23 protein-coding genes and 1 pseudogene are annotated in these 24405 nt (G+C 65.3%); 20 read left to right on the top strand and 4 right to left on the bottom strand.

The features are described from left to right. The first annotated feature begins 31 nt into the window (after positions 1–31). Positions 32–622, top strand: coding sequence for a GNAT family N-acetyltransferase (locus WKW79_RS17180; protein ID WP_340336382.1), 591 nt, complete (start codon positions 32–34; stop codon positions 620–622). Here WKW79_RS17180 and WKW79_RS17175 read toward each other — a convergent pair. After that, positions 619–1596, bottom strand: coding sequence for a Bug family tripartite tricarboxylate transporter substrate binding protein (locus WKW79_RS17175; protein ID WP_340336381.1), 978 nt, complete (start codon positions 1594–1596; stop codon positions 619–621). The genes WKW79_RS17180 and WKW79_RS17175 overlap by 4 nt on opposite strands. 107 nt (positions 1597–1703) lie before the next feature. Between WKW79_RS17175 and cuyB the strand changes: the two genes are divergently transcribed. The 4 genes from cuyB to WKW79_RS17155 all read left to right on the top strand — a co-directional run bounded on the left by cuyB (position 1704) and on the right by WKW79_RS17155 (position 5076). Continuing rightward, on the top strand, positions 1704–3158 hold the full coding sequence (cuyB, locus tag WKW79_RS17170) for a cysteate racemase (protein ID WP_340336380.1): 1455 nt from the start codon (positions 1704–1706) through the stop codon (positions 3156–3158). A gap of 103 nt (positions 3159–3261) precedes the next feature. After that, positions 3262–3624 (top strand): hypothetical protein, encoded by a 363-nt coding sequence (locus tag WKW79_RS17165; RefSeq protein WP_340336379.1) that lies wholly within the window; start codon positions 3262–3264, stop codon positions 3622–3624. Then, positions 3624–4721, top strand: coding sequence for a serine hydrolase domain-containing protein (locus WKW79_RS17160; RefSeq protein WP_340336378.1), 1098 nt, complete (start codon positions 3624–3626; stop codon positions 4719–4721). The genes WKW79_RS17165 and WKW79_RS17160 overlap by 1 nt, the downstream gene beginning before the upstream one ends. A 115-nt stretch (positions 4722–4836) precedes the next feature. Next, positions 4837–5076 carry a hypothetical protein gene (locus tag WKW79_RS17155; protein ID WP_340336377.1) on the top strand — a complete coding sequence of 80 codons (240 nt, stop codon included), beginning with the start codon at positions 4837–4839 and terminating at the stop codon, positions 5074–5076. On the opposite strand, the gene WKW79_RS37050 is transcribed toward WKW79_RS17155, so the two are convergent. Together WKW79_RS37050 and WKW79_RS37045 are read right to left on the bottom strand one after the other, a co-directional pair. After that, entirely contained in the window at positions 5060–5230 is a 171-nt protein-coding gene (locus WKW79_RS37050) for a tripartite tricarboxylate transporter substrate-binding protein (RefSeq protein WP_422823906.1), read from the bottom strand. The two genes, WKW79_RS17155 and WKW79_RS37050, sit on opposite strands and share 17 nt — an antisense overlap. 51 nt (positions 5231–5281) lie before the next feature. Next, positions 5282–5620, bottom strand: a pseudogene (locus tag WKW79_RS37045) (enoyl-CoA hydratase-related protein); the annotation flags it as partial. A 217-nt stretch (positions 5621–5837) separates the two neighbouring features. Here WKW79_RS37045 and WKW79_RS17145 point away from each other — a divergent pair. The 5 genes from WKW79_RS17145 to WKW79_RS17125 all read left to right on the top strand — a co-directional run bounded on the left by WKW79_RS17145 (position 5838) and on the right by WKW79_RS17125 (position 11515). Further along, positions 5838–6728: a helix-turn-helix domain-containing protein gene (locus WKW79_RS17145; RefSeq protein WP_340336375.1), complete on the top strand. Its 891-nt coding sequence runs from the start codon at positions 5838–5840 to the stop codon at positions 6726–6728. Positions 6729–6851: 123 nt separating this feature from the next. Continuing rightward, on the top strand, positions 6852–8507 hold the full coding sequence (locus WKW79_RS17140) for a flavin-containing monooxygenase (RefSeq protein ID WP_340336374.1): 1656 nt from the start codon (positions 6852–6854) through the stop codon (positions 8505–8507). A 41-nt stretch (positions 8508–8548) separates the two neighbouring features. Next, a complete protein-coding gene (locus WKW79_RS17135) occupies positions 8549–9601 on the top strand; it encodes an alpha/beta fold hydrolase (protein WP_340336373.1) in 1053 nt (350 codons plus the stop codon). Positions 9602–9815: 214 nt separating this feature from the next. After that, on the top strand, positions 9816–10229 hold the full coding sequence (locus WKW79_RS17130; RefSeq protein ID WP_340336372.1) for a helix-turn-helix domain-containing protein: 414 nt from the start codon (positions 9816–9818) through the stop codon (positions 10227–10229). Beyond that, positions 10226–11515 (top strand): type II toxin-antitoxin system HipA family toxin, encoded by a 1290-nt coding sequence (locus WKW79_RS17125; RefSeq protein ID WP_340336371.1) that lies wholly within the window; start codon positions 10226–10228, stop codon positions 11513–11515. Before WKW79_RS17130 ends, WKW79_RS17125 begins: the two co-directional genes overlap by 4 nt. Before the next feature lie 125 nt (positions 11516–11640). Here WKW79_RS17125 and WKW79_RS17120 read toward each other — a convergent pair whose 3' ends face one another. Further along, positions 11641–12654 carry a LacI family DNA-binding transcriptional regulator gene (locus WKW79_RS17120; RefSeq protein ID WP_340336370.1) on the bottom strand — a complete coding sequence of 338 codons (1014 nt, stop codon included), beginning with the start codon at positions 12652–12654 and terminating at the stop codon, positions 11641–11643. A 111-nt stretch (positions 12655–12765) separates the two neighbouring features. On the opposite strand from WKW79_RS17120, the gene WKW79_RS17115 reads away from it, so the two are divergent. The 10 genes from WKW79_RS17115 to WKW79_RS17070 are packed head-to-tail and all read left to right on the top strand — an operon-like array spanning position 12766 to position 24392. Further along, positions 12766–13788, top strand: coding sequence for a Gfo/Idh/MocA family protein (locus WKW79_RS17115; protein WP_340336369.1), 1023 nt, complete (start codon positions 12766–12768; stop codon positions 13786–13788). A gap of 8 nt (positions 13789–13796) precedes the next feature. Then, positions 13797–15488: an acyl CoA:acetate/3-ketoacid CoA transferase gene (locus WKW79_RS17110; RefSeq protein ID WP_340336368.1), complete on the top strand. Its 1692-nt coding sequence runs from the start codon at positions 13797–13799 to the stop codon at positions 15486–15488. After that, on the top strand, positions 15481–16260 hold the full coding sequence (locus WKW79_RS17105; RefSeq protein WP_340336367.1) for an enoyl-CoA hydratase/isomerase family protein: 780 nt from the start codon (positions 15481–15483) through the stop codon (positions 16258–16260). The genes WKW79_RS17110 and WKW79_RS17105 overlap by 8 nt, the downstream gene beginning before the upstream one ends. Before the next feature lie 22 nt (positions 16261–16282). After that, positions 16283–17791: an aldehyde dehydrogenase family protein gene (locus tag WKW79_RS17100; protein WP_340336366.1), complete on the top strand. Its 1509-nt coding sequence runs from the start codon at positions 16283–16285 to the stop codon at positions 17789–17791. 45 nt (positions 17792–17836) lie between these two features. Beyond that, positions 17837–19081, top strand: a complete 1245-nt coding sequence (locus WKW79_RS17095) for an ABC transporter substrate-binding protein (RefSeq protein ID WP_340336365.1) — start codon at positions 17837–17839, stop codon at positions 19079–19081. 8 nt (positions 19082–19089) lie between these two features. Further along, a complete protein-coding gene (locus WKW79_RS17090) occupies positions 19090–19956 on the top strand; it encodes a carbohydrate ABC transporter permease (RefSeq protein ID WP_340336364.1) in 867 nt (288 codons plus the stop codon). 43 nt (positions 19957–19999) lie between these two features. Next, on the top strand, positions 20000–20857 hold the full coding sequence (locus WKW79_RS17085) for a carbohydrate ABC transporter permease (protein WP_340336427.1): 858 nt from the start codon (positions 20000–20002) through the stop codon (positions 20855–20857). Between the two features lie 24 nt (positions 20858–20881). After that, positions 20882–22003 (top strand): ABC transporter ATP-binding protein, encoded by a 1122-nt coding sequence (locus WKW79_RS17080; protein WP_340336363.1) that lies wholly within the window; start codon positions 20882–20884, stop codon positions 22001–22003. Positions 22004–22008: 5 nt separating this feature from the next. Further along, complete coding sequence (locus WKW79_RS17075) at positions 22009–22776, top strand: 3-ketoacyl-ACP reductase (RefSeq protein ID WP_340336362.1); 768 nt, start codon at positions 22009–22011, stop codon at positions 22774–22776. After that, positions 22773–24392, top strand: coding sequence for a GMC family oxidoreductase (locus WKW79_RS17070; RefSeq protein WP_340336361.1), 1620 nt, complete (start codon positions 22773–22775; stop codon positions 24390–24392). Before WKW79_RS17075 ends, WKW79_RS17070 begins: the two co-directional genes overlap by 4 nt. Positions 24393–24405 lie beyond the last annotated feature (13 nt).

The raw sequence follows: 24405 nt of genomic DNA, 5'->3' as shown, positions 1-24405 counted from the left end.
TCAAATATCATGATAGCAATGTGAGTGAGAAATGCAATCAAAAGCCGCGCGGCCGTCCGAAGCCTGCAAACTCAAGCAAACACAAGTGCAAGTCCTTCGAACAAAACGACTGGTGATTGGGCCTTACGGGCTCGCCTTGCGCAGCACGTTCCTGGCATGGATGCAGCACGCCGCCATCGAGTCGTTCCTGAGCCGCTCCTTCCCCGATCTGCCAAAGGGCGAACTGCTTTTCGATCGGCTGATTCGCCGTGGTTCGGCCGCACTGCCGGAAGCGCGTGTGTGGGCAGTGACGGATGCCGCCGATGGCGAATTAGTGGCGCATGTCGAGTGCAAGGCAACGCCGAAGACCTCCGGCGCTGAACGAGAACTCATCTACGCGGTGCGACGAGACTTCGAGGGCAGAGGCATCGCGACCGAAGCCGTGATGGCCATCGTATCCGACCTCATCGCGACGGGTGTGGACCTGGTGGCCTATGTCAACCCCGCCAACAAGGCCTCCCGGCGCGTTCTCGCAAAGGCTGGGTTCGACCTGACAGGCGAGGCAGTGCAGGGACAGGGCGAGCGATGGGTTCTTGCGAGGCGAGCATCGATGCAATCACCGAGCCCGCCACGACCAACCTAAAGCTTGATCCCCGCCCCCTTGATCGTCGGCCCCAGCACGCTCACCTGCTCCTTCACGAAGTCGTTGAACATCCCGACGGTCTCAGGCTTGGCCACGATCCCCAGGTCATTCAGCTTCTTCTGGATCTCGGGCATGACCAGCACCTCGTTGCACGCCGTATTCAGCCGCGTCACGACATCCGCAGGCAGCTTGGCGGGGCCCGACAGTCCGAAGAAGTTCTCGAGCACCAGCTTGGGCTGCTTGAGTTCCACGATGGTCAGAACATCCGGCATCAGAGGCGAGCGCTGGGTACTCGTCACAGCCAGCGGCACCAGTTGTCCGCTCTTGAAGAAGGGCACGTAGGACGTGATCACGTCGATGCCGATCGGAATCGTGTTGGCGATCAGGTCGGTGGTCATGGGTGCGCCACCCCGGTACGGCACATGCACCAGATTGGTCCCCGTCGTTTTCCTGAGCAACTCGCCGTAGATGTGGCCGATGGAGCCGGGACCGCCGGAGCCGAAATCAATGCGGCCGTCCTTGCGCGCGAGCGCCTCGAACTCCGCGAAGGTCTTGATGCCCGAAGGCTTGCTGGCCATGATGACCAGCGGCGCGGCACCCAGGTAGGCGATGTGGCTGAAGCCGGTCGCAGGGTCGTACGGTGGCTTGTCCAGCGTGAACGGGCCGAGCGCGATGGGCGTGGTGTTCGAGAGCATCAGGGTGTAGCCATCGGGCGCCGACGTGGCGACTTGCACCCCGCCGATGGTGCCACCCGCGCCGGGCTTGTTGTCGACCACCACAGGTTGGCCCAGCTTCTTCGTCAGTTGCTCCGCCATCAGTCGCGCCAGCACGTCGCTGGAGCCACCCGGCGGAAAGGTCACGATGATCTTGATCGGCCTGTCGGGCCACTGGGCGAACGCGGGGAGCGTCGCCGCGGCGGCGCCGGCGGCCAGGAACTGCAGCGCGGTGCGCCGCGTGGGGCGGAAGATGGGCATGGGGTTCTCTGCGGCAATGGAATGGGCATCGCCAAGCAGGAAGCGCGCCCGATCGCCCTCTGCTCTCTAAGATCGGACGGTCGCCACTTCATTCGCCCCCCCTCGACATGAACCCTCAGCGCAAACGAATCGGCATCATCGGCGGATTGGGCGCGCTGGGCGCAGCCGACATCTTCTTCAAACTGGTGCAAGCCACGCCGTCCGCGAGCGGTCGCGACCAGTACGACCTGATGTTCGAGCAGCGTCCCTTCGACGAGCCCGAAGCGGCCGGCTCCGACGAGGCGAGCCTGACGGCGCGCAAGCTGTATGTGTTCGACATGGTCCGGCACTTCGAGGCGCGCCAGGCCGATGCGGTGCTGCTGCCCTGCTTCATCAGCCACACCTTCCTCGACGAGATCGCCGGCGAGGTGCGCGTGCCCCTCCTCGACATGCGGGATGCACTGGTTTCGCACGTGCAGCGACGCCATCCGGAAGCGCGTCGCATCGGCGTGCTCACCTCGGACCGTGTGCGGCGGCATCGGCTATTCGAGATTGCCTTCGAGCGTGCCGGGCTGGCAGTGATCCAGCCTGCGCCGGATTTGCAGCGCACGGCCCTAATGCCCGCCATCTATGGCGCGAACGGCATCAAGTCGGGGCACCTGCAAGGCGAGGCGATCGACCTGCTGGAAGCCGCGTGCCGCAGCCTGCTGGACCAGGGCGCCGAATTGATCGTGCCCGGCTTCACCGAAATCCCGATCGTGATCGAGGCCTTGCGCGAGCGCGGGCTTCCGATCGTGGATTCCAACCGCGTGTACGCCGGCCATGCCGTCACGGATGCCGGCAACACCAAGGCGAGGCCGTTCAAGGTGGGCGTGGTGGGCGGCGTCGGGCCGGCGGCCACCGCCGACTTCATGCGCAAGATCGTGCTCAACACGACGGCGGCGCGGGACCAGGACCACATCAAGATCGTGGTCGAGCAGAACCCGCAGATTCCCGACCGCACGGCGAACCTGATCGGCGACGGCCCCGACCCGACCGTGGCGCTGTACGCCACCTGCAAGAAGCTGGAAGCGGGCGATGCGGACCTGATCGCGATCCCCTGCAACACCGCCCATGCCTTCGTCGAGCGCATCCAGCCCTACCTGTCGATACCGATCGTGAACATGCTGCACGAGACGGTGCGACACCTGCGCGAGCACCATCCCGGTTGCCGGCGGGTCGGCCTGCTGGCCACCTCCGGCACGCTGGGCAGTCGCGTCTACCACGAGGCCGTGGAAGGCGCCGGGCTGGAGGCCATCGCACCCGACGAGGCGAACCAGGCCCGGGTGATGAACGCGATCTACGGCGAGAAGGGCGTGAAGGCGGGCTACACCGAAGGCGAATGCCGTGACGACCTGATGCTGGCCCTCGCGCACCTTGTCGAGCGGGGCGCGCAGGCGGTGATCCTCGGCTGCACGGAGTTGCCGCTGCTGCTTGCGCAATCGGCGGCCTTCCCTGTGGCCCGAACGCACGTGGTGCTGCTCGACCCGACGGACATCCTTGCGCGCAAGTGTGTTGCGCTTGCGCACGGTGACTCGCCGTAGTCACCATCCCGGACGGCGCGTGCTCGATACCGGTCAAACCCGGGATCCGGGCCGACCATCGGCGGCATACAGTCGGCATTCAAACCTCCTGGAGAAACGAGCTTTGAACACGCTGCGCACCGCCGCCATGAGTGCCCTTGCCGTCCTCGCGATCGGCAGTGCAGTCGCCCAGCCTGCAACCCCGCCGGGGCCAGGGTCACAGGCACCCACGACGGTGTTCACGCGCGCACGCGTCACGTCCTTCCTGCAGGAGGCGGACAACAGGTTCTATGTCCGCCTGAAGCTCTTGCCACTCGCGAAGCTGCCCTTCACGACGCAGGCCTTCCGGGTGACCGACCGCTCGTTGCTGGCCGACATCCCCGAGGGCGCATGGGTCAAGTTCACCTCTCGGCGTGTCGACGGCGAGAACGTGTTGACGGCCATCCACGTGGTCGACGAGTGCAAGCGCTTCGATCCATGCGACTGATGCAGGCCCTTGCCCTGCCCCCACGAGTCGGCGGCCTGGCACGCAGGGCCGCCCGGGTGCTGGCAGCGCTCTGCATCGCCGCGCCCGCGCTCGTGGCCGCGGAGCCGATCTTCCCCGGCGCCTCGTGGAGCACGCCCGCCACCACGGGGCAGCCGAGTGGATGGTCCGCAGAGAAGCTCAAGCTCGCGGATGACTATGCCGACTCGGTTCGCTCCGACGCCTACCTCGTGATCCACCGTGGCGTGCTGGTGCATGCCTACGGGGACATCGATCGGCCGATGAACCTCGCGTCGGTTCGCAAGAGCGTGCTGAGCGTGCTCTACGGCATTCAGGTGGACCGCGGCGCCATCGACCTGAACCAGACCCTGGCGGCGCTCGACATCACGGACAAGGGCGGGCTGTCGGACGTCGAGCGGACCGCCACGGTCCGGCAACTGCTGCAATCGCGATCGGGGGTCTACCACGAGGCGGCCTACGAAACCCCTGATGCGAAGAAGCGGCGCCCCGAGCGCGGGAGCCATGCACCCGGCACCTGGTGGTACTACAACAACTGGGACTTCAACGCGCTCGGCACCATCTTCCAGCGCCGCACGGGCAAGGACGTCTTCCAGGCGCTGAAGACCGACCTGGCGGAGCCGCTGCAGTTCGAGGACTTCCGCTACCCGCGGGACACCAGGTTCGAGCAGGAGCGCGCCTCGGACCACCCCGCCTACCTGATGTTCCTGTCGGCGCGGGACCTGGCACGTGTCGGCCTGCTCGTGAGTCGCGATGGCCAGTGGAACGGTCGCCAGATCGTGTCGACAGCCTGGCTGCGCGAGAGCACGAAGTCGTACAGCGGGGTCTCGGGCGGCAACGGTTACGGCTACATGTGGTGGGTGCCGTTCACCGCCTTCGCCGCGTGGCGGCCCGCCAGCAACCCGCTGGTGCTTGCGGACGGGACTGGCGGCCAGTTCATGCTGGTCGATCGGACACGAGAAATCGTGGTCGTCCATCGTGTCGACAACAGCCGGCTCTGGTTCAAGCGCAACGCCGTGGATGTGGGGCAATTCAATGTGCTTGCCGCGCGCATCCTCGCTGCGGCGCCGGATGAGAAGTAGCCAGCGGCGCGCCACTCTTGCGCGCAGGGTGAACGCCGCATGTCAACCGCTGGCTTGCACGGCGAATTGATCAAAGCATCACCAACCAGACAGGGGGAATTGCATGAGAGCCATCGTGATCGCAGCCTTGCTTGCCACTGCGGCAGGTTCAGTCCTCGCTGCCGATGCAGCAGAGCGAAAATTCATCCGGGAGGGCATGGCCGAAGGCGAGGTCCTGGTCAAGATCGGCAAGCCGGACTATGAGAGCGTAGTCAGCGGCGGCGCGGCCACGGTGGTCGAGAAGAAGTGGACCTACATGCCGGCCCCGCGCGATGAACAGACGCTGACCACCGTGACCATCAAGAATGGACGGTGAGCGAACCCATGGTGGCGAACAACAGGGTGTAGACGTCGGGTGCCGAGGTCGCCACCGCTTCGGCGCCGATGCCGCCACCTGCACCGGCTTGTTTGTCGATGATCACCGCCTGGCCCAGTCGTTCTGCCAGCTTCTGGCCCACGGTGCGTGCCATGAGGTCTGTCGCGCCGCCGGCGGGGAACGGCACGACGAGGCGAATCGGCTTGGCCATCGCAACGCCGGAGCCCAGCGCGGCGCCGTTGATCGCGCAGATCACCGGCTTGGCGCATTCGCGGACCGCATGAAAGCATTCACGCGTGCGGCGCGAATGCGCGGGCAGGTCACCGGGGCCCTTGATGACCGACGCACGGCCCTTGAGGTCGGCGCCGGCACAGAACACCTTGCCTGCGCCGGTCAGCACGACGACACGCACTTCGTCCATCTCGGAGATACGGTCGAGCGCGAGCGTGAGTTCGTCGTTGAGCGCGTTCACTGGCGGCGCGTTGAGCGTGAGGGCGGCGACGAAGTTGTTCAGTTCGTAGTTCAGTTGGGTCAGGTCGTTCATCGTCTCCGTTCCGGCGCGAAGCGCGCTCGTCTTGTTCGGTAGGGCCAGTCCATGGACCGACCTGCCGCGACGAAGCCATGGCGTCGACAGGGCTGATATGCGGTTTTCGGCAAGTCGCTACGCCCGCATGCGCCTTGCAACCGCGTTGAAACGTCGAGCGCTCCCTCCTAGGGTTGTCCCTAGACGGACATGCCACCTCGCGCTCAAGAATCCGCCGGTGTCGCAGTTGCTCACTCCAGACGAACTCCCCAAGTGGGTGCCGGGGAAGCTGCTCGCGTGCAGCGACGACCTGGGCTGGAATGGCGTCGCGCTCCGCGCGTATCGCTACACGCCGCTGGATGTGCCCGTGCCGGCGCTGGCCGACTTCATGATCGTGTCCTACCGACGAGGCTGCACGCAGATGGAGCGTCGCTTCGAGGGGCGATGGACCCGGACCCAATGCCAGCCGGGCGACATCTCGTTGCTCACGCGTTCCCAGGGCTCGCACTGGCACTGGACCGAGGAGATCGACGTCGCACATGCCTACCTTTCCGAGGCGCTGGTCTCCAGGGTCGCGACCGAAATGCTCGAGCGCCAGGTTGCGGACATACGACTGCACGACCTGCTCCAGACACAGGACCCGGTGGTCTCGTGCATCGTCGACATCATGTTTCATGAATCGGGCAATCGGGGCGTGGGCGGCCCGCTGTACGTCGAGGCCTTGAGCACCCAGCTTGTCGTTCACCTGATCCGCAAGTACGCGTCGGTGACGTACCGGGAGGCGGCCGTTCGTGGCGGGTTGCCGCAGGCCGTGTGCCGCAGGCTCGTCGAGTACATCGAGACGCACCTGCACGAGGGCGTCACCATCGCGGACCTCGGCCGCGTCGCAGGCATGGGCACCTGGACGCTGGGGCAGCGCTTCCGACAATCCTTCGGCAAGGCGCCGCATGCCTGGATCATCGACCAGCGCGTGGCGCGCGCCCAGGGCCTGCTTGCGCAAGGAACGCTGCCGGTCAAGGCCGTGGCTGCGGCCTGCGGGTTCGCCGACCAGGCACACCTCACGCGCGTCATGCAGAGCAGGCTCGGCTTGACGCCCGCGGCCTTGCGGCGCGGCACAGCGGGAGATTGAAGGCCGACGGCTACACCACGCTTTTGTTCAAGAGTTTCACCGGGTCGTTCAATACCTCGCCGGACGCAATCGGTACCTTTGCTCCACGGTCGTCGCCCTGACCGGAACAAGGAGACAAAGCTCATGAATGCCCCCGTTCACCCGTCCCACCTTTCAGACCCGAACAGCCCCGATGGCGTGACACGGCTCGATGCCGTCGTCATCGGCGCCGGTGTCGCCGGCCTGTACCAGTTGCATCGCCTGCGCGAGATGGGTCTGGCCGTTCGTGCCTACGATGCCGCATCCGGCGTTGGTGGCACCTGGTACTGGAACCGGTATCCCGGCGCCCGCTTCGACTCGCAGGCCGAGGTCTATCAGTACTGGATCTCCGAGGAGTTGTACAAGGCGTGGAAGCCCAGCGAACGCTTCCCGGCCCAGGCCGAGACCGAGCAATGGCTGAACTTCGTGGCCGACCGGCTCGACTTGAAGAAGGACATCCAGTTCAACACCCGCATTGCCTCGGCGCACTTCAATGAAGACACAGAGCGCTGGGCCATCACCACCGAGCAAGGTGAGCGCATCGATGCGCAGTACCTCGTCGCCTGCTGCGGCATGCTGTCGGCGCCGTTGACGGAGCGATTCCCCGGGCAGGCCAGCTTCAAGGGCCGGATCGTCCACACGGGCCTCTGGCCGAAGGAAGGAATCGACTTGAAGGGCAAGCGCGTCGCCGTCGTGGGCACGGGCGCGACCGGCATCCAGGTGATCCAGACGATCGCCTCCGAGGTCGGCGCGATGAAGGTCTTCACGCGCACGCCGCAGTACGTGGTGCCCATGAAGAATCCCAAGTACAGCCAGGCCGACTGGGACCATTGGAGCCGCCAGTACGAATATCTCAAGCAACGCGTGCAGGGCACCTTCGCGGGCTTTCACTACGACTTCGAGAGCGGGCCTTGGATCGAGAAAACGCCCGAGGAACGCATCGCTGTCCTGGAGAAGTTCTGGGACGACGGATCGCTGTCGATGTGGCTCGCGACCTTTCCGGAGATGTTCTTCGACGAGGGTGTGAGCCACGAGGTGTCGGAGTTCGTGCGCGCCAAGATGCGCGTCCGCCTGAACAACGACCCGGACCTGTGCATGAAGCTGATCCCGAGCGACTACGGCTTCGGTACACACCGCGTCCCGCTGGAGAACAAGTACCTCGAGGTCTACCTGCAGGACAACGTCGAGGCGATCGACTGCCGCGCCGCGCCGATCGAATGCGTGGTGCCCGAGGGCATCCGCACGGCAGACGGAAAGGTGCATGAAGTGGACGTGATCATCCTGGCCGTGGGCTTCGACGCGGGCTCGGGTGCGCTGATGCGCATCGACATCCGGGGCCGCGATGGTCAATCGCTCAAGGCGCAGTGGACAGAAGAGATCCGTACCGCGATGGGCCTGCAGGTGCATGGCTTCCCGAACCTGTTCACCACCGGCGCGCCGCTGGCGCCATCGGCGGCGCTGTGCAACATGACGACCTGCCTGCAACAGCAGGTGGACTGGATCACCGGCTGCATCGCCTACGCTCGCGCGCACGGCAAGCACGTGGTGGAAGCCACGAAGGAATTCCAGGACGAATGGGTGGCGCACCACGACGAAACGGCAGCCCCGACGCTGGTGGTCAAGACGGACTCCTGGTACATGGGCTCCAACGTCGAAGGCAAGCCGCGGCGCCTGCTGTCGTACATCGGCGGCGTTGGCAACTACCGAAGCCGCTGCGACGATCTGGCTGCCAATGGCTATCCCGGATTCGCGATGCATTGAGCACACGGCAGCACTTCATTCAAACACCAGAAGGAGACGTCATGACCATCAACACCTACTACGGCCCGGAAGGGCATGGCCCGTACGAGCTGTACGACATCGGCACGCTGGACCTCGAGGAAGGCGGCGCCATCCCCAACTGCCAGCTGGCCGTCGCCACGCACGGCACGCTCAATGCGGCGAAGGACAACGCGATCCTGGTGCCCACCTGGTACTCCGGCACCAGCAAGATCATCGAGCAGGTCTACATCGGAACCGGCCGCGCGCTGGACCCGGCGAAGTACTTCATCGTCGTGGTCAACCAGATCGGCAATGGGCTTTCAACCTCTCCGCACAATGCCAGCGGCGATCAGTCGGGTCCCCGCTTCCCGCGCGTGCGCATCGGTGACGACGTTCGCGCGCAGCACAAGTTGCTGACCGAGCGCTTTGGCATCAACTCGCTGGCACTCGTCGTCGGTGGGTCGATGGGCGCCCAGCAGACCTACGAATGGGCGGTGCGATACCCGGACATGGTCAAGCGCGCAGCACCGATCGCCGGCACCGCGAGGAACACCGAGCACGACTTCCTTTTCACGGAAACGCTGGTGGACGCCATCACCACCGACCCGGGCTTCAAGGACGGGAACTACGGCAGTTCCGCCGAGGTGGCGGCGGGATTGAAGCGGCACGCCAAGATGTGGACGGTCATGGGTTGGAGCACCGAGTTCTTCCGCGCCGGCCGCCACCGGGCACTGGGCTTCGATTCGATGCAGGCTTTCGTCGACAACTTCATGACCGGCTACTTCGCGCCGATGGACCCGAACGACCTGCTGGCGATGGCGTGGAAATGGCAGCGCGGCGACGTCAGCCGGAACACGGGTGGCGACCTGCCGGCGGCACTGGGGCGGATCAAAGCCAAGACCTTCGTCATGCCGATCAGCCACGACATGTTCTTCCCGCCCGCGGACTGCCAGGCCGAACAGGCGCTGATCCCCGGCAGCGAGTTCCGTCCCGTCGCGAGCATCGACGGGCACCTGGCGCTGTTTGGAACAGACCCGGAGTTCCTGGCGCAGGTCGATACGCACTTGCGCGCGTTGCTTGCGATTTCCGATTGAGGTTGCCGCGTCCTGGACGTTGTCGAATCCCGTGAGCGCGAAGTCCGTCCCGGCGCGCATGCCGCGTTCTCTCGTGACTGACAGGGCGCCGAAGGCGAGGTTTCCCCTGCCGTGCTGGCTTGGCCTCGCTTCGACGCTCTTGGGAATTAAGGTGTCTCATAAGAGCGATATCAAATATTAAGCACTCTGTAAGGATCGATAAACATTCACATCCTTGCTTGATCCAATCGCTTTTGTGATAATCACTCTCATGGGAACTCTAAAGTCAATTAGTGGTTCTGAAAAGAACGCAAAAGCGGCAAACGTCTCACCGATTCCGCTGCCGGTCGAGCGCGCCCTCCTGAAGTTGGGAAGCGACATCAGCCTGGCCCGCCGTCGTCGGCGGCTGTCCCAGGAATCGCTGGCTGTGCGCATCGGCGCATCGCTGTCGACGGTGCGTCGCATGGAGAAGGGCAGCGCCAGCACGCCATTGGTCTTTCTGGCCAGGACGCTGCATGTGTTCAGCGAACTCCCCCGGTTCGAGAGCCTCCTTGACACGGCAAAGGACGACATCGGGCTCACACTCATGGACAAGGACTTGCCGCAGCGCATCCGGACGCGCAAGAAGCCGACAAGCGGGGCGCTGTGAAGGCCACCACGGACATTCGCGAGACAGTCGATATCTGCGTTGGCCAGGCGGGCATTCCCGTCGGCTCGCTGATCTATTCCCGCCAAGGCCGGCGGGAGAACTCGGCATTCGCCTATGGTCAGGGATGGCTTGCCAGTTCCGACCGATTCACAGTGTCTCCCGACCTCGAGTTGATTGCGGCACACCAGTTCCGAAAAGCACCCACGAAGGACGACTCGCCGTTCTTCCTGGCCCTTGCCGACACCGCGCCGGACGCATGGGGCCGTCGGGTCATCCTGCGCGACCATGCCAAGCGCCGCCAAAGTGGTGAAAGGCTGCGTGACCTGAACGAACTGGACTTTCTGCGAGCCGTCGACGACTTCAGCCGCGTTGGCGCGCTGCGCCTGCGCGACGGTGAGGGCACATACCACCGCTCAGTCGATGCCGGCAAGCGTGCCACGCCCCCTTTCGTGGACCTGGGCAAGCTCTATTCGGCCAGTCGCGCTGTGGAGACTGGCAGCGAAACTGCGCAAGACCTGCGCTATCTGCGCGGTAACGGTACGTCCCTGGGCGGCATGCGGCCCAAGGCAACCGTCATCGACCACAGCGGTCTCCTCGCCATCGGCAAGTTTCCGAGCATCAACGACGATCGAAGCATCACCTGCGGGGAAGTGCTGGCGCTGCGCCTGGCGGCCCTTGCCGGCATCGATGCGGCTCGCGCACGCATCGAGCTCATCGAAGATGCCCCGGTTGCGCTGATCCAGCGGTTCGACCGCACTGCCGATAGCGGCCGCATTCCGTACATGTCGGCAGGTTCGTTGCTCCAGGCGTCGCGCCAGGACGAGCATTCATATACCGAGATCGTTGATGCCATGCGCGCGAATTCCGCGGACCCCGTCGCGGACGCGCGGCAGTTGTGGCGCCGCATGGCCTTCAACCATCTCATCACCAACGTCGACGACCACTTGCAGAATCATGGCTTCCTCCATGTCGGCAGCGGGTTCTGGCGAATGGCCCCGGCGTTTGACATCAATCCCTTCCCGGACAAGGCGCGTGAGTCGAAGACCTGGCTCTCGGAGGCGGACGGGCCCATCGTGTCCATCGAACAACTCATGGGCAGAAGCGACTACTTCCACCTGAGCGCGAAGCAGGCCCATGCGGCACTGGCGGATATCTATGGGACGGTGATTCACTGGCGAGAGCTTGCGATGAGCGCAGAGGTCGGGCTGACCGCAGCCGAGCTTGAAGCCTTCGCGCCGGCGTTCGAGCATGAGGCGCTTGAAGAAGCGCGCCTGTTGTTGCGCTGAATGCGCCTGCGGCGCTCTCAAGGGGGCGCACTCAAGGGGGCGCACTCAGCGGCCCGGCGAAGCCGATTCCGCGGGTGCGCACGAACAAGCCATGCTCGCCTTGGTTTCCCTCTGGACCGCTGCATTCATCCCGACTGCCGAAGCACCAGTTGCGGATCCGCCAAGTACGTCTGCCGCGCACGCGCCGGCGTCTGGATGCGGTCCAGCAGGATCGCGGCCGCATGCTCGCCGAGCTCGCCGGGCCGGATGTCGATGGTGCTCAACGGCGGATTGGAATGGGCCGCGTCCTGCACGTTGTCGAAACCCATGAGCGCGAAGTCCTGGCCGGCGCGCAGGCCGCGTTCCCCCAGCGCTGACAGCGCGCCGAAAGCGACCACGTCGTTGTAGCAGACGGCCGCGGTGGGCCGCGGCTTCTTGTCCAGCAGCGCGCTCATGGTTTCATGGCCGCCTTTTCGTGTTGGCTGGGCAGCAACCAGCAGGTCTTCGTCGAACGCGATGTCGCGCTCCGCCAGCGCCGCCCTGAAGCCCTTGAGGCGCTGTTCGAGCACCACGCCCGTGCGCCCGCCAAGGAAGCCGATGCGCGTGTGCCCGGCGTCCAGCAGGTGCCGCGTGGCCGCATAGATGCCGCGCTCGTTGTCGGCCCCGGCGAAGTCGTACTTGCCTGGCCCGAGGGTGCGGACCATGACGACCAACGGCATGCCCCAGGACTCGACTTCCTTCGTCAGCGTCTTGGGCGTGCCATAGGCCGGGCACAGGACCAAGCCGGCGGCTCCCTGCTCGCGCATCGTCCTCAGCACCGTGTTCTGGCGCTCGACATCCTCGTTGGTGTGCGCCATCAGCACGATGTACCCCGCCTCGACGAGCTTGCGCTCGACGCCCACGAGGATCTCCGCAAAGAACGGATTGGTGAGGTCGTTGACGATGACGCCGATGGTCTTCGAGGTCTTGCCGCGCAGTTCGCCCGCACGGCTGTTGTAGACGTAGCCGATCTTGCGTGCCGCCTCACGGACGCGCTCCGCCGTTTCCGCCGGGATCAACGGGCTGTTCTTCAGGACCAGCGACACGGTGGACTTGGAGACCTCCGCTGCCGCGGCGACATCGAGGATCGTGACCGCTCGGGTCGTTTTTTCTTTGCCCATGGTCATTTCTAGGTGTTTTCCCGCACTTAAATAAAAGCGCTTGATCTTTTACTGGAACGTTCCAATAATTCATTCAACCGTTCCAACGAATGTATCCGCAAAGGGGACAACATGGTTAACAAAGCAGTGACTGGATGGGGCCTGATCGGCGCCAGCACGATCGCTTCCGAGTACATGATCGAGGCGATCCGCGCGCAGCCGGGCCATGAGGTCGTGGCGGTCGCCAGCAGCAATGCCGATCGCGCCAAGGCCTTCGCCGCGAAGCACGCCATCGCTGGCGCGTACGACAGCGTCGCGGACTTGCTGGCCAATCCCGCCGTGCACGTCGTCTACATCAGCACGACCAATGAATTGCACCGCGACCAGGTGATCGCGGCAGCAGCGGCCGGCAAGCATGTGCTCTGCGAGAAGCCGCTGGCCTTGAATCTCGCCGACGCGCAGCAGATGGTGCAGGCCTGTGCCGACGCCGGGGTGGTGATGGCCACCAACCATCACCTGCGCAACGCGGCAACACATCGCCAGATCCGCGAACTGGTCCAGGGCGGCGCCATCGGCCGGCCCCTCTTCGCCCGCGTCTTCCATGCCGTCTACCTGCCGCCGCACCTGCAAGGCTGGCGCATCGACAAGCCTGCGGCGGGCGGCGGCGTCATCCTTGACATTTCCGTGCACGACGCGGACACGCTGCGCTTCATCCTGGGTGCCGAGCCTGTCGAAGCGGTCGCCCTCGCCCAGTCCGCATCGCTGGCCCGCGAAGGCCTGGAAGACGGCGTGATGGCCGCCCTGCGTTTCGACAACGGCGTGGTGGCCCAACTGCACGACGCCTTCACGGTGCCCTTCGCCGGCACCGGCATCGAGATCCACGGCGACAAGGGAAGCGTGGTCGGCCGCAACGTCATGACGCAGAAGCCGATCGGCGAGGTGCTCCTGCGCGACGCGCAGGGCGAGCACGCCGTGCCGGTCGAACACGAAAGCCTCTACGAACGCGGCGTGGGCCGCTTCTGCGCGGCCCTGCGCGGTGAAGGCGAACCGGCCGCGACCGCACTCGACGGCGTGCGCTCGCTCGCCACGGCATTGGCCATCGCCGAAGCCAGCCACAGCGGTAAAGCCACCCGCGTGGCCACCCTCCAACCCTAGGAATCTCCATGAAAAAAGTAATCACCGCCGAGCAGGCGGCGGGACTCGTTCGTTCCGAAGATGTCGTGAGCATCAGTTCATCGAGCGGCCTGGGCTGCCCGGACAAGGTGCTGGCGGCCATCGGCGCACGCTTCGACAGCGAAGGCCAGCCCCGCAACCTGACCACACTGAACCCGATCGCCGCCGGCGACATGTACGGCATCAAGGGCATCGACCACATCGCCAAGCCGGGGCTGCTGTCCCGCGTGCTGGCCGGCTCCTACCCGAGCGGCCCCTCCTCCCTGCCGATGCCGGCCATCTGGCACATGGTGGTCGACAACCAGATCGAGGCCTACAACATCCCGAGCGGGATCCTCTACGACATGCACCGGGATGCGGCGGCCAAGCGCCCCGGTGTGCTGACCAAGGTCGGCCTCGGCACCTTCGTCGACCCTGAACTCCAGGGCTGCGCGATGAACGAGGCCGCCGCGGCCAACCCGGTGGTGCGCAAGGAGACCTTCGACGGCCAGGAGTGGCTCTACTTCCCGGCCATCGTGCCCGACGTGGCCATCATCCGCGCCACCACGGCGGACGAGCACGGCAACCTGACCTACGAGCATGAAGGCGCGCTGCTCGGTGGCCTCGACCAGGCGCTGGCCGCACGCAACAACGGCGGCATCGTCATCGCCCAGGTCAAGCGCGTGGTCAAGGAGGGCAGCCTGCGCCCGCATGACGTGCATGTGCCCTGCAACCTGGTGGACTACATCGTGGTCGATGCGGAGCAGTGGCAGACCACGCAGACGCCGTATGACCCGGCCATCAGTGGCGAGATCGCGCAGCCGCTGGCGACCTTCGAGCCGCAGGTGTGGGGGCCGGAGAAGGTGATCTCCCGCCGTGCAGCGATGGAACTGGCGCACGGCCACGCGGTGAACCTCGGCTTCGGCATCTCGGCCAACGTGCCGCGCATCCTGCTGGAAGAAGGGCTGCATGGCGAAGTGACCTGGGCCATCGAGCAAGGCGCCGTCGGCGGCATGCCGCTGCTGGGATTCGCCTTCGGATGCGCATCGAATGCAGACGCGATCATGGCCTCGCCGAACCAGTTCACCTACTTCCAGGGTGGCGGCTTCGACGTGACCTTGCTGTCCTTCCTGCAGGTCGATGGCAACGGCAGCGTCAACGTGTCGAAGCTGGGAGCCAAGCCGTATCTCACCGCGGGCTGCGGTGGCTTTGTCGACATCACGGCGCATGCCCGGCGCATCGTGTTCTCAGGCTTCTTCACGGCTGGCGCCAAACTGGAAGTCGGTAACGGCAAGCTGACCATCCTCAAGGAGGGAAAGACCCGCAAGTTCGTCCGGTCGGCCGAGCACATCACCTTCAGCGGTGTGATCGGGCGCCAGCGCGGGCAACGCGTGACCTACGTGACCGAGCGCTGCGTCATCGACCTGGAGGACGACGCGCTGGTCGTGCGCGAGATAGCGCCGGGCATCGACCTGCAACGCGACGTGCTGGACCAGGCGGAGATCCCGCTGCGTGTGGCGAAGGACCTGCGCGTGATGGACGCCGCGTTGTTCACCGATGCGCCCTTCGGGCTTCGGCTCAAGGCGGAGGAAGTGCGGCGCGGGGCATCGCTTCAGGTGGCAAAGGCGTCGCACCCAGTGGATGTGGCCTTGGCTGCTCCAGTGGTCAAGGAAGTCCTGGTGGCGGAGCTGCATCGTGGCTGAGTCGCTGATCCAGGTCGAGCGCGACGGCGCCGTTGCGACTGTCATGCTCAACAGGCCGTCCAAGCTCAACTCGCTGACGCCTGCCATGCTGGACCAGCTGGAACTGGCAGCACGTGAGCTGGATGCCGACACAACTGTGCGCGTCGTCATCCTTCTGGGCGGCGGCGAGAAGTCCTTCTGCGTCGGCGCCGACATCAACGAATGGGCGGCCCTGCAACCACTCGACATGTGGCGCCGTTGGGTGCGCCGCGGCCACCAGGTGTTCGACCAGTGGGCACGCCTGCGGCAGCCGGTCATCACGGCCATCAACGGACACGCCTTCGGCGGCGGACTCGAACTTGCAATCACGGGGGACATCCGCATTGCAGTCGACAGCGCGCAGTTCGCCCTGCCTGAAGCCTCCATTGCGACCTGCCCCGGATGGTCGGGTACGCAACGGCTGGTCCAGTTGATCGGTGCCAGCCGCGCGAAATATCTGGCGGTGAGCGGCATGCGCCAGTCGGCTGCCGAAGCCCTGAGCGCCGGACTGGTTCACGAAGTCGTGCACGCGTCCGAACTCAGGAGCCGCGCAAACGGACTGGCGCGCGAGATGACGACCAAGGCGCCCGTCTCCCTGCAACTCACCAAGCAACTCATCAACGCCGCCGCTGGCGAGGACGCCGCCGCCACGCTGGAAGCGATGGCCGGTGCGCTCGCCGCCACCACGCAGGACGCCAGCGAAGGCATCCGGAGCTTTCAAGAGAAGCGGGCTCCGAGCTACGCAGGCCTCTGACCCATCGACACAGGACAACGCAATGAACACCTCGACCCTCTCCCCCGCCGACGCGCTGACCCGCAAGCCGTATCAAGGCAAACTGCTCATCGACGGCGCCTGGTCCGAAGCCGCCGATGGCTCGACGCTCGACCGCAAGTCGCCCGCGCATGACAAGCTGGTCGCGGTCTACGCCCAGGCCGGCGCGGCCGATGCCGAGCGGGCAATCGCCGCCGCGCGCAAGGCCTTCGACAAGGGCCCGTGGCCCCGCATGAAGGGCGCAGAGCGCGCCCGCATCCTGCGCACGGTCGCCGAAGGCATCCTCTCCCGCAAGCACGAACTCGCGCTGATGGAGACGCTGGAGAACGGCAAGCCGATGGCCCAGTCTCTGGCCGAAATCGAAGGCGCCGCCGACCTGTGGCACTACGCAGCGACGCTGGCGCGCAACCTGCACGGCGACAGCTACAACACGCTCGGCGAGAACACCCTCGGCGTCGTGCTGCGCGAACCCATCGGTGTGGTCAGCATCATCACACCCTGGAACTTCCCCTTCCTCATCGTCAGCCAGAAGCTGCCCTTTGCACTGGCCGCAGGTTGCACCACCGTCGTCAAGCCGGCCGAGGTGACCTCCGGCACCACCGTGATGCTCGGCGAGATCCTCCAAGCCGCAGGCATGCCGAGCGGCGTGGTGAACATCCTGGTCGGGCGCGGCAGCGTGGTCGGCGAAGTGATGGTGACGCACGCCGATGTCGACATGCTGTCCTTCACCGGCTCCACGGCCATCGGCAAGCAGGCCGTCGCCAAGTCTGCGCAGACGTTGAAGAAGGTGTCGATGGAACTGGGCGGCAAGAACCCGCAGATCATCTTCCCCGACTGCGACTGGGACGCTGCAGTGGACGCGGCCGTGTACGGCATCTACTTCAATGCCGGCCAGTGCTGCAACAGCGGCAGCCGCATCCTCGTGCATGAGTCGATCGCGGAGCGCTTCACCGTCGCCGTCGTCGAGCGCTCGAAGCGGGTGAAGGTCGGCGACCCGCTCACGCAGGGCGTGCAAGTCGGCGCGATCACGACCGACAAGCAGCTCGAGACGATCCTGTCGCACGTCGAAGGCGCTCGTCGCGACGGTGCGACGGTCGCACTCGGCGGCGCACGCATCTCCACGACAGGCATGTACGTCGAACCGACTGTCGTGACCGGCGTCACCCGCGACATGGCCATCGCCAAGGAAGAGGTCTTCGGCCCGGTGCTCGCCGTCCTCACCTTCAAGGACCTCGACGAAGCCGTGGACCTCGCCAACAGCACCCTCTACGGCCTTTCGGCTGCCGTCTGGAGCCAGGACTTCAGCACCTGCCTCAGCGCCGCGCGCCGCATCCGGGCCGGCACGGTCTGGGTCAACACCTTCCTCGAAGGCCATGCCGAACTTCCCTTCGGCGGCTATCACGAAAGCGGCATCGGCCGCGAACTCGGCCGCTTCGCGACCGAGGACTACACCGAGACCAAGACCCTGCACATGCACCTCGGCGGCCGCACCGACTGGTACCTGCCGCGCTGATCCCTTCCCTCACCTTCACCACCCTCACTCATCCGGAGACACACCATGAAGAAGCAACTCACCAGCCTCGCGATCGCGGCGACCCTTGCAGTCCCCGCACTGGCCCAGCAACAGAGCGTCGAAGTCCTCCATTGGTGGACGTCCGGCGGCGAAGCCTCGGCGCTCAACGTGCTCAAGCAGACGTTGGAGAAGCAAGGCGTCACCTGGAACGACATGCCCGTGGCCGGCGGCGGCGGCGAGGCGGCGATGACAGCCGTGCGCGCACGCGTCACCGCTGGCAACCCGCCGACCGCCGTGCAACTGCTCGGCTTCGACGTGCAGGACTGGGCCAAGCAGGGCGTGCTGGCCGACCTCAACGACATGGCGGCCAAGGGCAACTGGGACAAGGTCGTCCCGCCGCAACTCCAGAAGTTCACCAAGTACAACGGCAAGTGGATCGCGGTGCCGGTCAACCTGCACACCACCAACTGGCTCTGGGCCAACAAGGAAGTGCTGGCCAAGGCCGGCGTGACCGGCGAGCCGAAGGACTTCGATGACTTCATCGCCGCCGCCGAAAAGGTCCAGAAGGCCGGCTTCATCGCCATCGCGCACGGCGGCCAACCCTGGCAGGACGCGACCGTGTTCGACAGCGTCGTGCTCTCGACGGGCGGAGTCGACTACTACAAGAAGGCTTTCATCGACCTGGACACCAAGACACTGAACTCGCCCACCACGCTGAAGGTGTTCCAGCGCATGTCGCAGATCCGCAAGCTGGTCGACAAGGACTTCTCGGGCCGCGACTGGAACGTGGCCTCCGGCCTGGTCATCAGCGGCAAGGCCGGCTTCCAGATCATGGGCGATTGGGCCAAGGGCGAGTTCGTGAATGCGAAGAAGGTGCCGGGCAAGGACTTCTTTTGCTACCGCTTCCCGGGCACGCAAGGATCGGGCGCCTTCAACACCGACAACTTCGCGATGTTCAAGCTGAAGGATCCGGCCAAGACCGCAGCGCAGATGAAGATGGCCGAAGACGTGATGGACCCCTCATTCCAATCGTCCTTCAACGTCATCAAGGGCGCAGCGCCCGCGCGCAACGACGTGTCGGATGCGGCCTTCGACGACTGCGGCAAGAAGGCCATCAAGGACGTTGCAGAGGCCAGCAAGAACAACACGCTGGTCGGCTCCATCGCCCACGGCCACGCGGTGCCGGCCTCGATGAAGAGCGCCTTCTATGACGTGATCACGCGCCACTTCAACGGCCAGATCGACGACAAGAAGGCCGTCGCCGAGTTGGTCTCCGCCGCCAAGAACTGAGCCCTGCCATGAAAGCCGGTTTCCTCCCCAAGTTGCTGTTCAGCCCCAGCGTGTTCCTCGTGCTGGTGTGCGTGTACGGCTACATCATGTTCACGGTCTACCTGTCCTTCACGACGTCGACCATGCTGCCGACTTTCGAGTTGGCAGGTACCGCCAACTACACGCGCCTGCTCGGGTTGGAGAACTGGCAAGTCTCCCTGTCCAACCTCGCGACCTTCGCCAGCCTCTACATCCTGATCGCGATGGTCATGGGCTTGGGCCTCGCCATCCTGATCGACCAGAAGATCCGCTCCGAAAGCGCCTTCCGCTCGATCTTCCTCTACCCGATGGCGCTGTCCTTCATCGTCACCGGCACGGCCTGGAAGTGGCTGCTGGACCCGGGGGTCGGGCTGGAGCGCACCGTGCACTTGCTGGGCTGGGAGAGCTTCTCCTTCACCTGGATCAAGGACAGCGAGATGGCGATCTACTGCGTCGTCATCGCCGCGGTCTGGCAGACCAGCGGCTTCGTGATGGCGATGTTCCTGGCCGGGCTGCGCGGCGTCGACAGCGAGCAGGTCAATGCGGCCAAGGTCGATGGTGCGAAGACCTGGCAGGTCTACCTGCGCATCATCCTGCCGCAGCTCGGCCCGGTGTTCGTCTCGGCCTTCGTGATCCTGGCGCACATGGCGATCAAGTCCTATGACCTGGTCATCGCGCTGACCAACGGCGGCCCTGGCCGCTCCACCTGGCTGCCCTCGGTGTTCATGTACCAGTACACCTTCACCCGCAACGAGATGGCGGTCGGCGCGGCGAGCTCCGTGCTGATGCTGCTGGCCATCGGTGCGGTCGTGCTCCCTTACCTCTTCAGTGAAATGCGGAAGGTCAAAAATGGCTAATGCAACTGCCCACCCGGCCGTGCATGTGCACGGCGCCAGCGGCATCGCGCCCAAGCTGGATGTCGCGCGCATCGCGCTCTACATCGTGCTGTTCGTGTTTGCGGTGGCGTTCCTGATGCCCGTCTACGTGATGGCCGTCAACTCCTTCAAGCCGCTCGACGAGATCCGCAACGGCAACATGATGTCGCTGCCGATCGACTGGACGATTGCACCGTGGCTCAGCGCCTGGAGCACGGCGCAGATCGGCGTGCAGCCCACGGGTCTCAAGCCCTTCTTCATCAACTCCTTCCTGCTGGTGATTCCGTCGGTGGTGCTGTCGACGCTGATCGGTGCGCTGAACGGCTACATCCTCACGCAGTTCAAATTCCGCGGTGCGAACCTGATGTTCGCGGCGATGCTGTTCTCGGTGTTCATCCCGTTCCAGATCGTGCTGATCCCGATGGCCAAGACGCTGGGCTTCCTGGGGCTGGCCGGTACGGTGAAGGGGCTGATCTTCGTGAACACGGTGTACGGCATCGGCTTCACCACGCTGTTCTTCCGCAACTACTACGCGGCCTTCCCGGCGGAGCTGATCCGCTCGGCCCGCATGGACGGCGCCGGCTTCTTCGGCGTGATGGGCCGCATCCTGCTGCCCAACAGCACGCCGATCATCGTCGTCACCGTGATCTGGCAGTTCACCAACATCTGGAACGAGTTCCTGTTCGGTGCGTCCTTCAGCGACTTCAGCTCGTATCCGCTCACGGTGGCCTTGAACAACCTGGTCAACAGCAGCACCGGCGTCAAGGAATACAACGTGCATTTCGCCGGCGCCTTCATCGCGGCCATCCCGACGCTGGTGGTGTACCTCGTGTCCGGCAAGTATTTTGTTCGTGGCCTCATGGCCGGCTCAGTCAAGGGCTAAGCGCCCAACCCCAAGGAGATAAGCATGGCATCCCTCGACCTCGTCAACGTGCAGAAGAGCTTCGGCCCCGTCAAGATCCTGCACGACATATCCATCGGCCTGCAGGACGGCGAGTTCCTCGTGCTCGTCGGCCCCTCGGGCTGCGGCAAGAGCACGCTGATGAACATCATCGCGGGCCTGGAAGAGCCGACCGCCGGCACGCTGAGCCTGCAAGGCCGCGACATCACGACGGTGGCGCCTGCGGAGCGCAACATCTCGATGGTGTTCCAGTCCTATGCGCTGTACCCGAACATGACCGTCGCCAAGAACATCGAGTTTCCGCTGGAGATGCGCAAGGTCGAGAAGTCGCAGCGTGCCGAGCGGGTCAAGTCGGTGTCCAAGCTCTTGCAGATCGAGCACCTGCTGGACCGCAAGCCGCGCCAGCTCTCGGGCGGCCAGCGCCAGCGCGTGGCGATCGGCCGGGCACTGGCGCGCGAGCCGCAGCTCTACCTCTTCGACGAACCGCTCTCCAACCTCGACGCGCAACTGCGGGTCGACATGCGCACCGAGATCAAGAAGCTGCACCAGCGGCTGAAGGCGACCATCGTCTACGTCACGCACGACCAGATCGAGGCCATGACGCTGGCCACCCGCATCGCGGTGATGAAGGGCGGCGTGCTGCAGCAACTCGGCACGCCGTACGAGGTCTACAACAAGCCGGCCAACACCTTTGTCGCGAGCTTCATGGGATCGCCGCGCATGAACCTGGTCAAGGCGAAGGTGTCCGGCACCGAAGGCGCGTTGAGCCTGGACATCCAGTCCGGCAACAGCCCGCGCGTGAGCATCCCGCTGCCGTCTTCCGTGGCACCGGCAGGCTTGCGGGCCTATGCCGCCCAGGAAGTCATCGCCGGCATCCGCGCCGAGGCCGTGAGCCTGGCGCGCGAGGGCATGGTGGCGGGTCCGATGCACTGCTTCGTTGATGCGCGTGTCGAGGTGATCGAGCCGACCGGCGCCGACACGCTGGTGGTGCTGAACCTCGGCGGCAGCGAATTCACCGTTCGCCTGGAACCCGACGCGCCGCTCAAGCCGGAGCAGAACGCGCGCTTCCTGGTGGACCTGTCGAAGCTCGTGTGCTTCGATGCGAAGACCGAATCGCTGATCGCCTGAGCGCCATGACGACGCCCCGCCCCCTGGCCGTGGTGACCGGCGCCCGACGCGGCATCGGCGCCGGCATCGCCATCGAGCTGGCCTCGCGCGGCTTCGACATCGCGCTCACCGACATCGACAGCACGGGCGCCGAGTCCACGCTGGCCGACATCACAGCACATGGCGCGTCATGCAAGCTCTTCGAATCCGACCTGGGCCGGGTCGAGGATCACGGCGCCGTGGTGCAACGCATCGTCGAATGGCACGGCCCCATCGCGTGCCTCGTCAACAACGCAGGCATTCCCGCGCCCAGCCGCGGCGACCTGCTCGACGTGACGCCGGCATCCTTCGACCGCGTGCTCGATGTCAACCTGCGCGGCACCTTCTTCTTCACGCAGGCCGTGGCGCGGCACATGGTCGGTACACCCTCGACGCTTCGGCGCGCCATCGTCACCGTCTCCTCGGTCAGCGTCGAGATGGCCTCGATCGAGCGCGGGGAATACTGCGTTTCCAAGTCCGGCCTCGGCATGCTGACCAAGCTCTTCGCGCTGCGCCTCGCACCGCTCGGCATCGGCGTGTTCGAAGTGCGGCCCGGCGTCATCCGCACGCCCATGACCGAGGGCGTGGCCGGCAAGTACGAGCAACGCATCGCCGACGGCCTGGTGCCCATGGGCCGCTGGGGCTACCCGGAAGACGTCGCGCATGCCGTGGCCGCATTGGCCAGCGGTCAACTGGGCTTCTCAACCGGCAGCGTCCTCCACGTGGATGGCGCACTTTCCGTTCCGACGCTATGACCACCGAAAGCTACGACTACATCATCACCGGCGGCGGCTCGGCCGGCTGCGTGCTGGCCAATCGCCTGAGCGCCGATCCGACCGTGAAGGTGCTGCTGCTCGAAGCGGGCGGCTCGGATCGCCATCCCTTCTTCCACATGCCCGCGGGCTTCGCGAAGATGACCAAGGGCATCGGCTCCTGGGGCTGGCACACGGTACCGCAGAAGCACATGAAGGACCGCGTGCTGCGCTTCACGCAGGCCAAGGTCATCGGCGGTGGCTCGTCGATCAATGCGCAGCTCTACACGCGTGGCGTTCCGGCCGACTATGACGAATGGGTCAGCGAAGAAGGCGCCACCGGCTGGTCGTACCGCGAGGTACTGCCGTACTTCAAGCGCTCGGAAAACAACCAGCGCTTCGCCAACGAATTCCATGCCTATGGCGGGCCGCTCGGCGTGTCGAATCCGATCAGCCCGCTGCCGATCTGCGAGGCCTTCTTCCAGGCGGGACAGGAGCTGGGCATCCCGTTCAACCCGGACTTCAATGGCGCATCGCAAGGCGGCCTCGGCTACTACCAGCTCACGCAGTTGAACGCGCGCCGGTCATCGACGTCGACTGGATTCCTGGACAAGCAAGTCCGCGCCCGCTCGAACCTCACGGTGATGATGCAGACGCGTGCCCTGCGCGTCGTCGTGGAAGGCGGTCGGGCCGTTGGCGTGGAAGTCGTGAGCGGGAGCAATGCGACCCCGCGGGTGATTCGCGCCGATCGTGAAGTCATCGTCTCTTCCGGCGCCATCGGATCGCCCAAGCTGCTCATGCAGTCCGGCATCGGGCCTGCGGCGCACCTGCGCTCGGTCGACGTGCGGGTGGTCCACGACCTACCCGGCGTGGGCGGCAACCTGCAAGACCACCTGGACCTGTTCGTCATCGCCGAGTGCACGGGCGACCACACCTACGACAAGTACAACAAGCCGCAGCATGCGGCACTGGCCGGCTTGCAGTACCTGCTGCTCAAGACCGGTCCGGTCGCATCCAGCCTCTTCGAGACAGGCGGCTTCTGGTATGCCGACCCGAAGGAAAACGCGCGCTCGCCGGACATTCAGTTCCATCTCGGCCTGGGCTCCGGCATCGAGGCCGGCATGGCCAAGCTCAACAATGCCGGCGTCACGCTGAACACGGCCTACCTGCGGCCCCGCTCGCGCGGCACGGTGCGCCTCGCCAGCAAGGACCCCGCGGCGGCGCCGCTGCTCGACCCCAACTACTGGTCCGATCCCTACGACCGCGAGATGTCGATCAAGGGCCTGCGGTTGGCGCGAGACATCATGCGCCAGCAGGCCATGGGCCGGTATGTGCAAACGGAGGTGCTACCCGGCACGCGCCTCGAAACCGACCAGGAACTCTTCGACTACGCCTGCGCCAATGCGAAGACCGATCACCACCCGGTCGGCACCTGCCGCATGGGCCTCGCAAGCGACCCAGACAGCGTCGTCACGCCGGACCTGCGCCTCATCGGCCTGCAGGGCCTTCGCGTGGTCGATGCCTCCGTCATGCCGCGCGTGCCTTCGTGCAACACCAACGCGCCCACCATCATGGTCGCGGAAAAGGCGGCCGACCACATCCTGGGCCGCATCGCCTGACGCGCCTACCCAC

The sequence above is a fragment of the Variovorax robiniae genome (assembly GCF_037889955.1).
Classification (GTDB): Bacteria; Pseudomonadota; Gammaproteobacteria; order Burkholderiales; family Burkholderiaceae_C; genus Variovorax; species Variovorax robiniae.
This window is presented reverse-complemented; position numbering and strand designations above follow the sequence as displayed.

Bases quoted from the DNA above. Each gene is read 5' to 3' on its own strand.
- WKW79_RS17180 (WP_340336382.1), top strand. From the start codon at position 32: ATGCAATCAAAAGCCGCGCGGCCGTCCGAAGCCTGCAAACTCAAGCAA.
- WKW79_RS17175 (WP_340336381.1), bottom strand. From the start codon at position 1,596: ATGCCCATCTTCCGCCCCACGCGGCGCACCGCGCTGCAGTTCCTGGCC.
- cuyB (WP_340336380.1), top strand. From the start codon at position 1,704: ATGAACCCTCAGCGCAAACGAATCGGCATCATCGGCGGATTGGGCGCG.
- WKW79_RS17160 (WP_340336378.1), top strand. From the start codon at position 3,624: ATGCAGGCCCTTGCCCTGCCCCCACGAGTCGGCGGCCTGGCACGCAGG.
- WKW79_RS37050 (WP_422823906.1), bottom strand. From the start codon at position 5,230: ATGGCACGCACCGTGGGCCAGAAGCTGGCAGAACGACTGGGCCAGGCG.
- WKW79_RS17140 (WP_340336374.1), top strand. From the start codon at position 6,852: ATGAATGCCCCCGTTCACCCGTCCCACCTTTCAGACCCGAACAGCCCC.
- WKW79_RS17135 (WP_340336373.1), top strand. From the start codon at position 8,549: ATGACCATCAACACCTACTACGGCCCGGAAGGGCATGGCCCGTACGAG.
- WKW79_RS17120 (WP_340336370.1), bottom strand. From the start codon at position 12,654: ATGGGCAAAGAAAAAACGACCCGAGCGGTCACGATCCTCGATGTCGCC.
- WKW79_RS17115 (WP_340336369.1), top strand. From the start codon at position 12,766: ATGGTTAACAAAGCAGTGACTGGATGGGGCCTGATCGGCGCCAGCACG.
- WKW79_RS17110 (WP_340336368.1), top strand. From the start codon at position 13,797: ATGAAAAAAGTAATCACCGCCGAGCAGGCGGCGGGACTCGTTCGTTCC.
- WKW79_RS17100 (WP_340336366.1), top strand. From the start codon at position 16,283: ATGAACACCTCGACCCTCTCCCCCGCCGACGCGCTGACCCGCAAGCCG.
- WKW79_RS17095 (WP_340336365.1), top strand. From the start codon at position 17,837: ATGAAGAAGCAACTCACCAGCCTCGCGATCGCGGCGACCCTTGCAGTC.
- WKW79_RS17090 (WP_340336364.1), top strand. From the start codon at position 19,090: ATGAAAGCCGGTTTCCTCCCCAAGTTGCTGTTCAGCCCCAGCGTGTTC.
- WKW79_RS17080 (WP_340336363.1), top strand. From the start codon at position 20,882: ATGGCATCCCTCGACCTCGTCAACGTGCAGAAGAGCTTCGGCCCCGTC.
- WKW79_RS17075 (WP_340336362.1), top strand. From the start codon at position 22,009: ATGACGACGCCCCGCCCCCTGGCCGTGGTGACCGGCGCCCGACGCGGC.
- WKW79_RS17070 (WP_340336361.1), top strand. From the start codon at position 22,773: ATGACCACCGAAAGCTACGACTACATCATCACCGGCGGCGGCTCGGCC.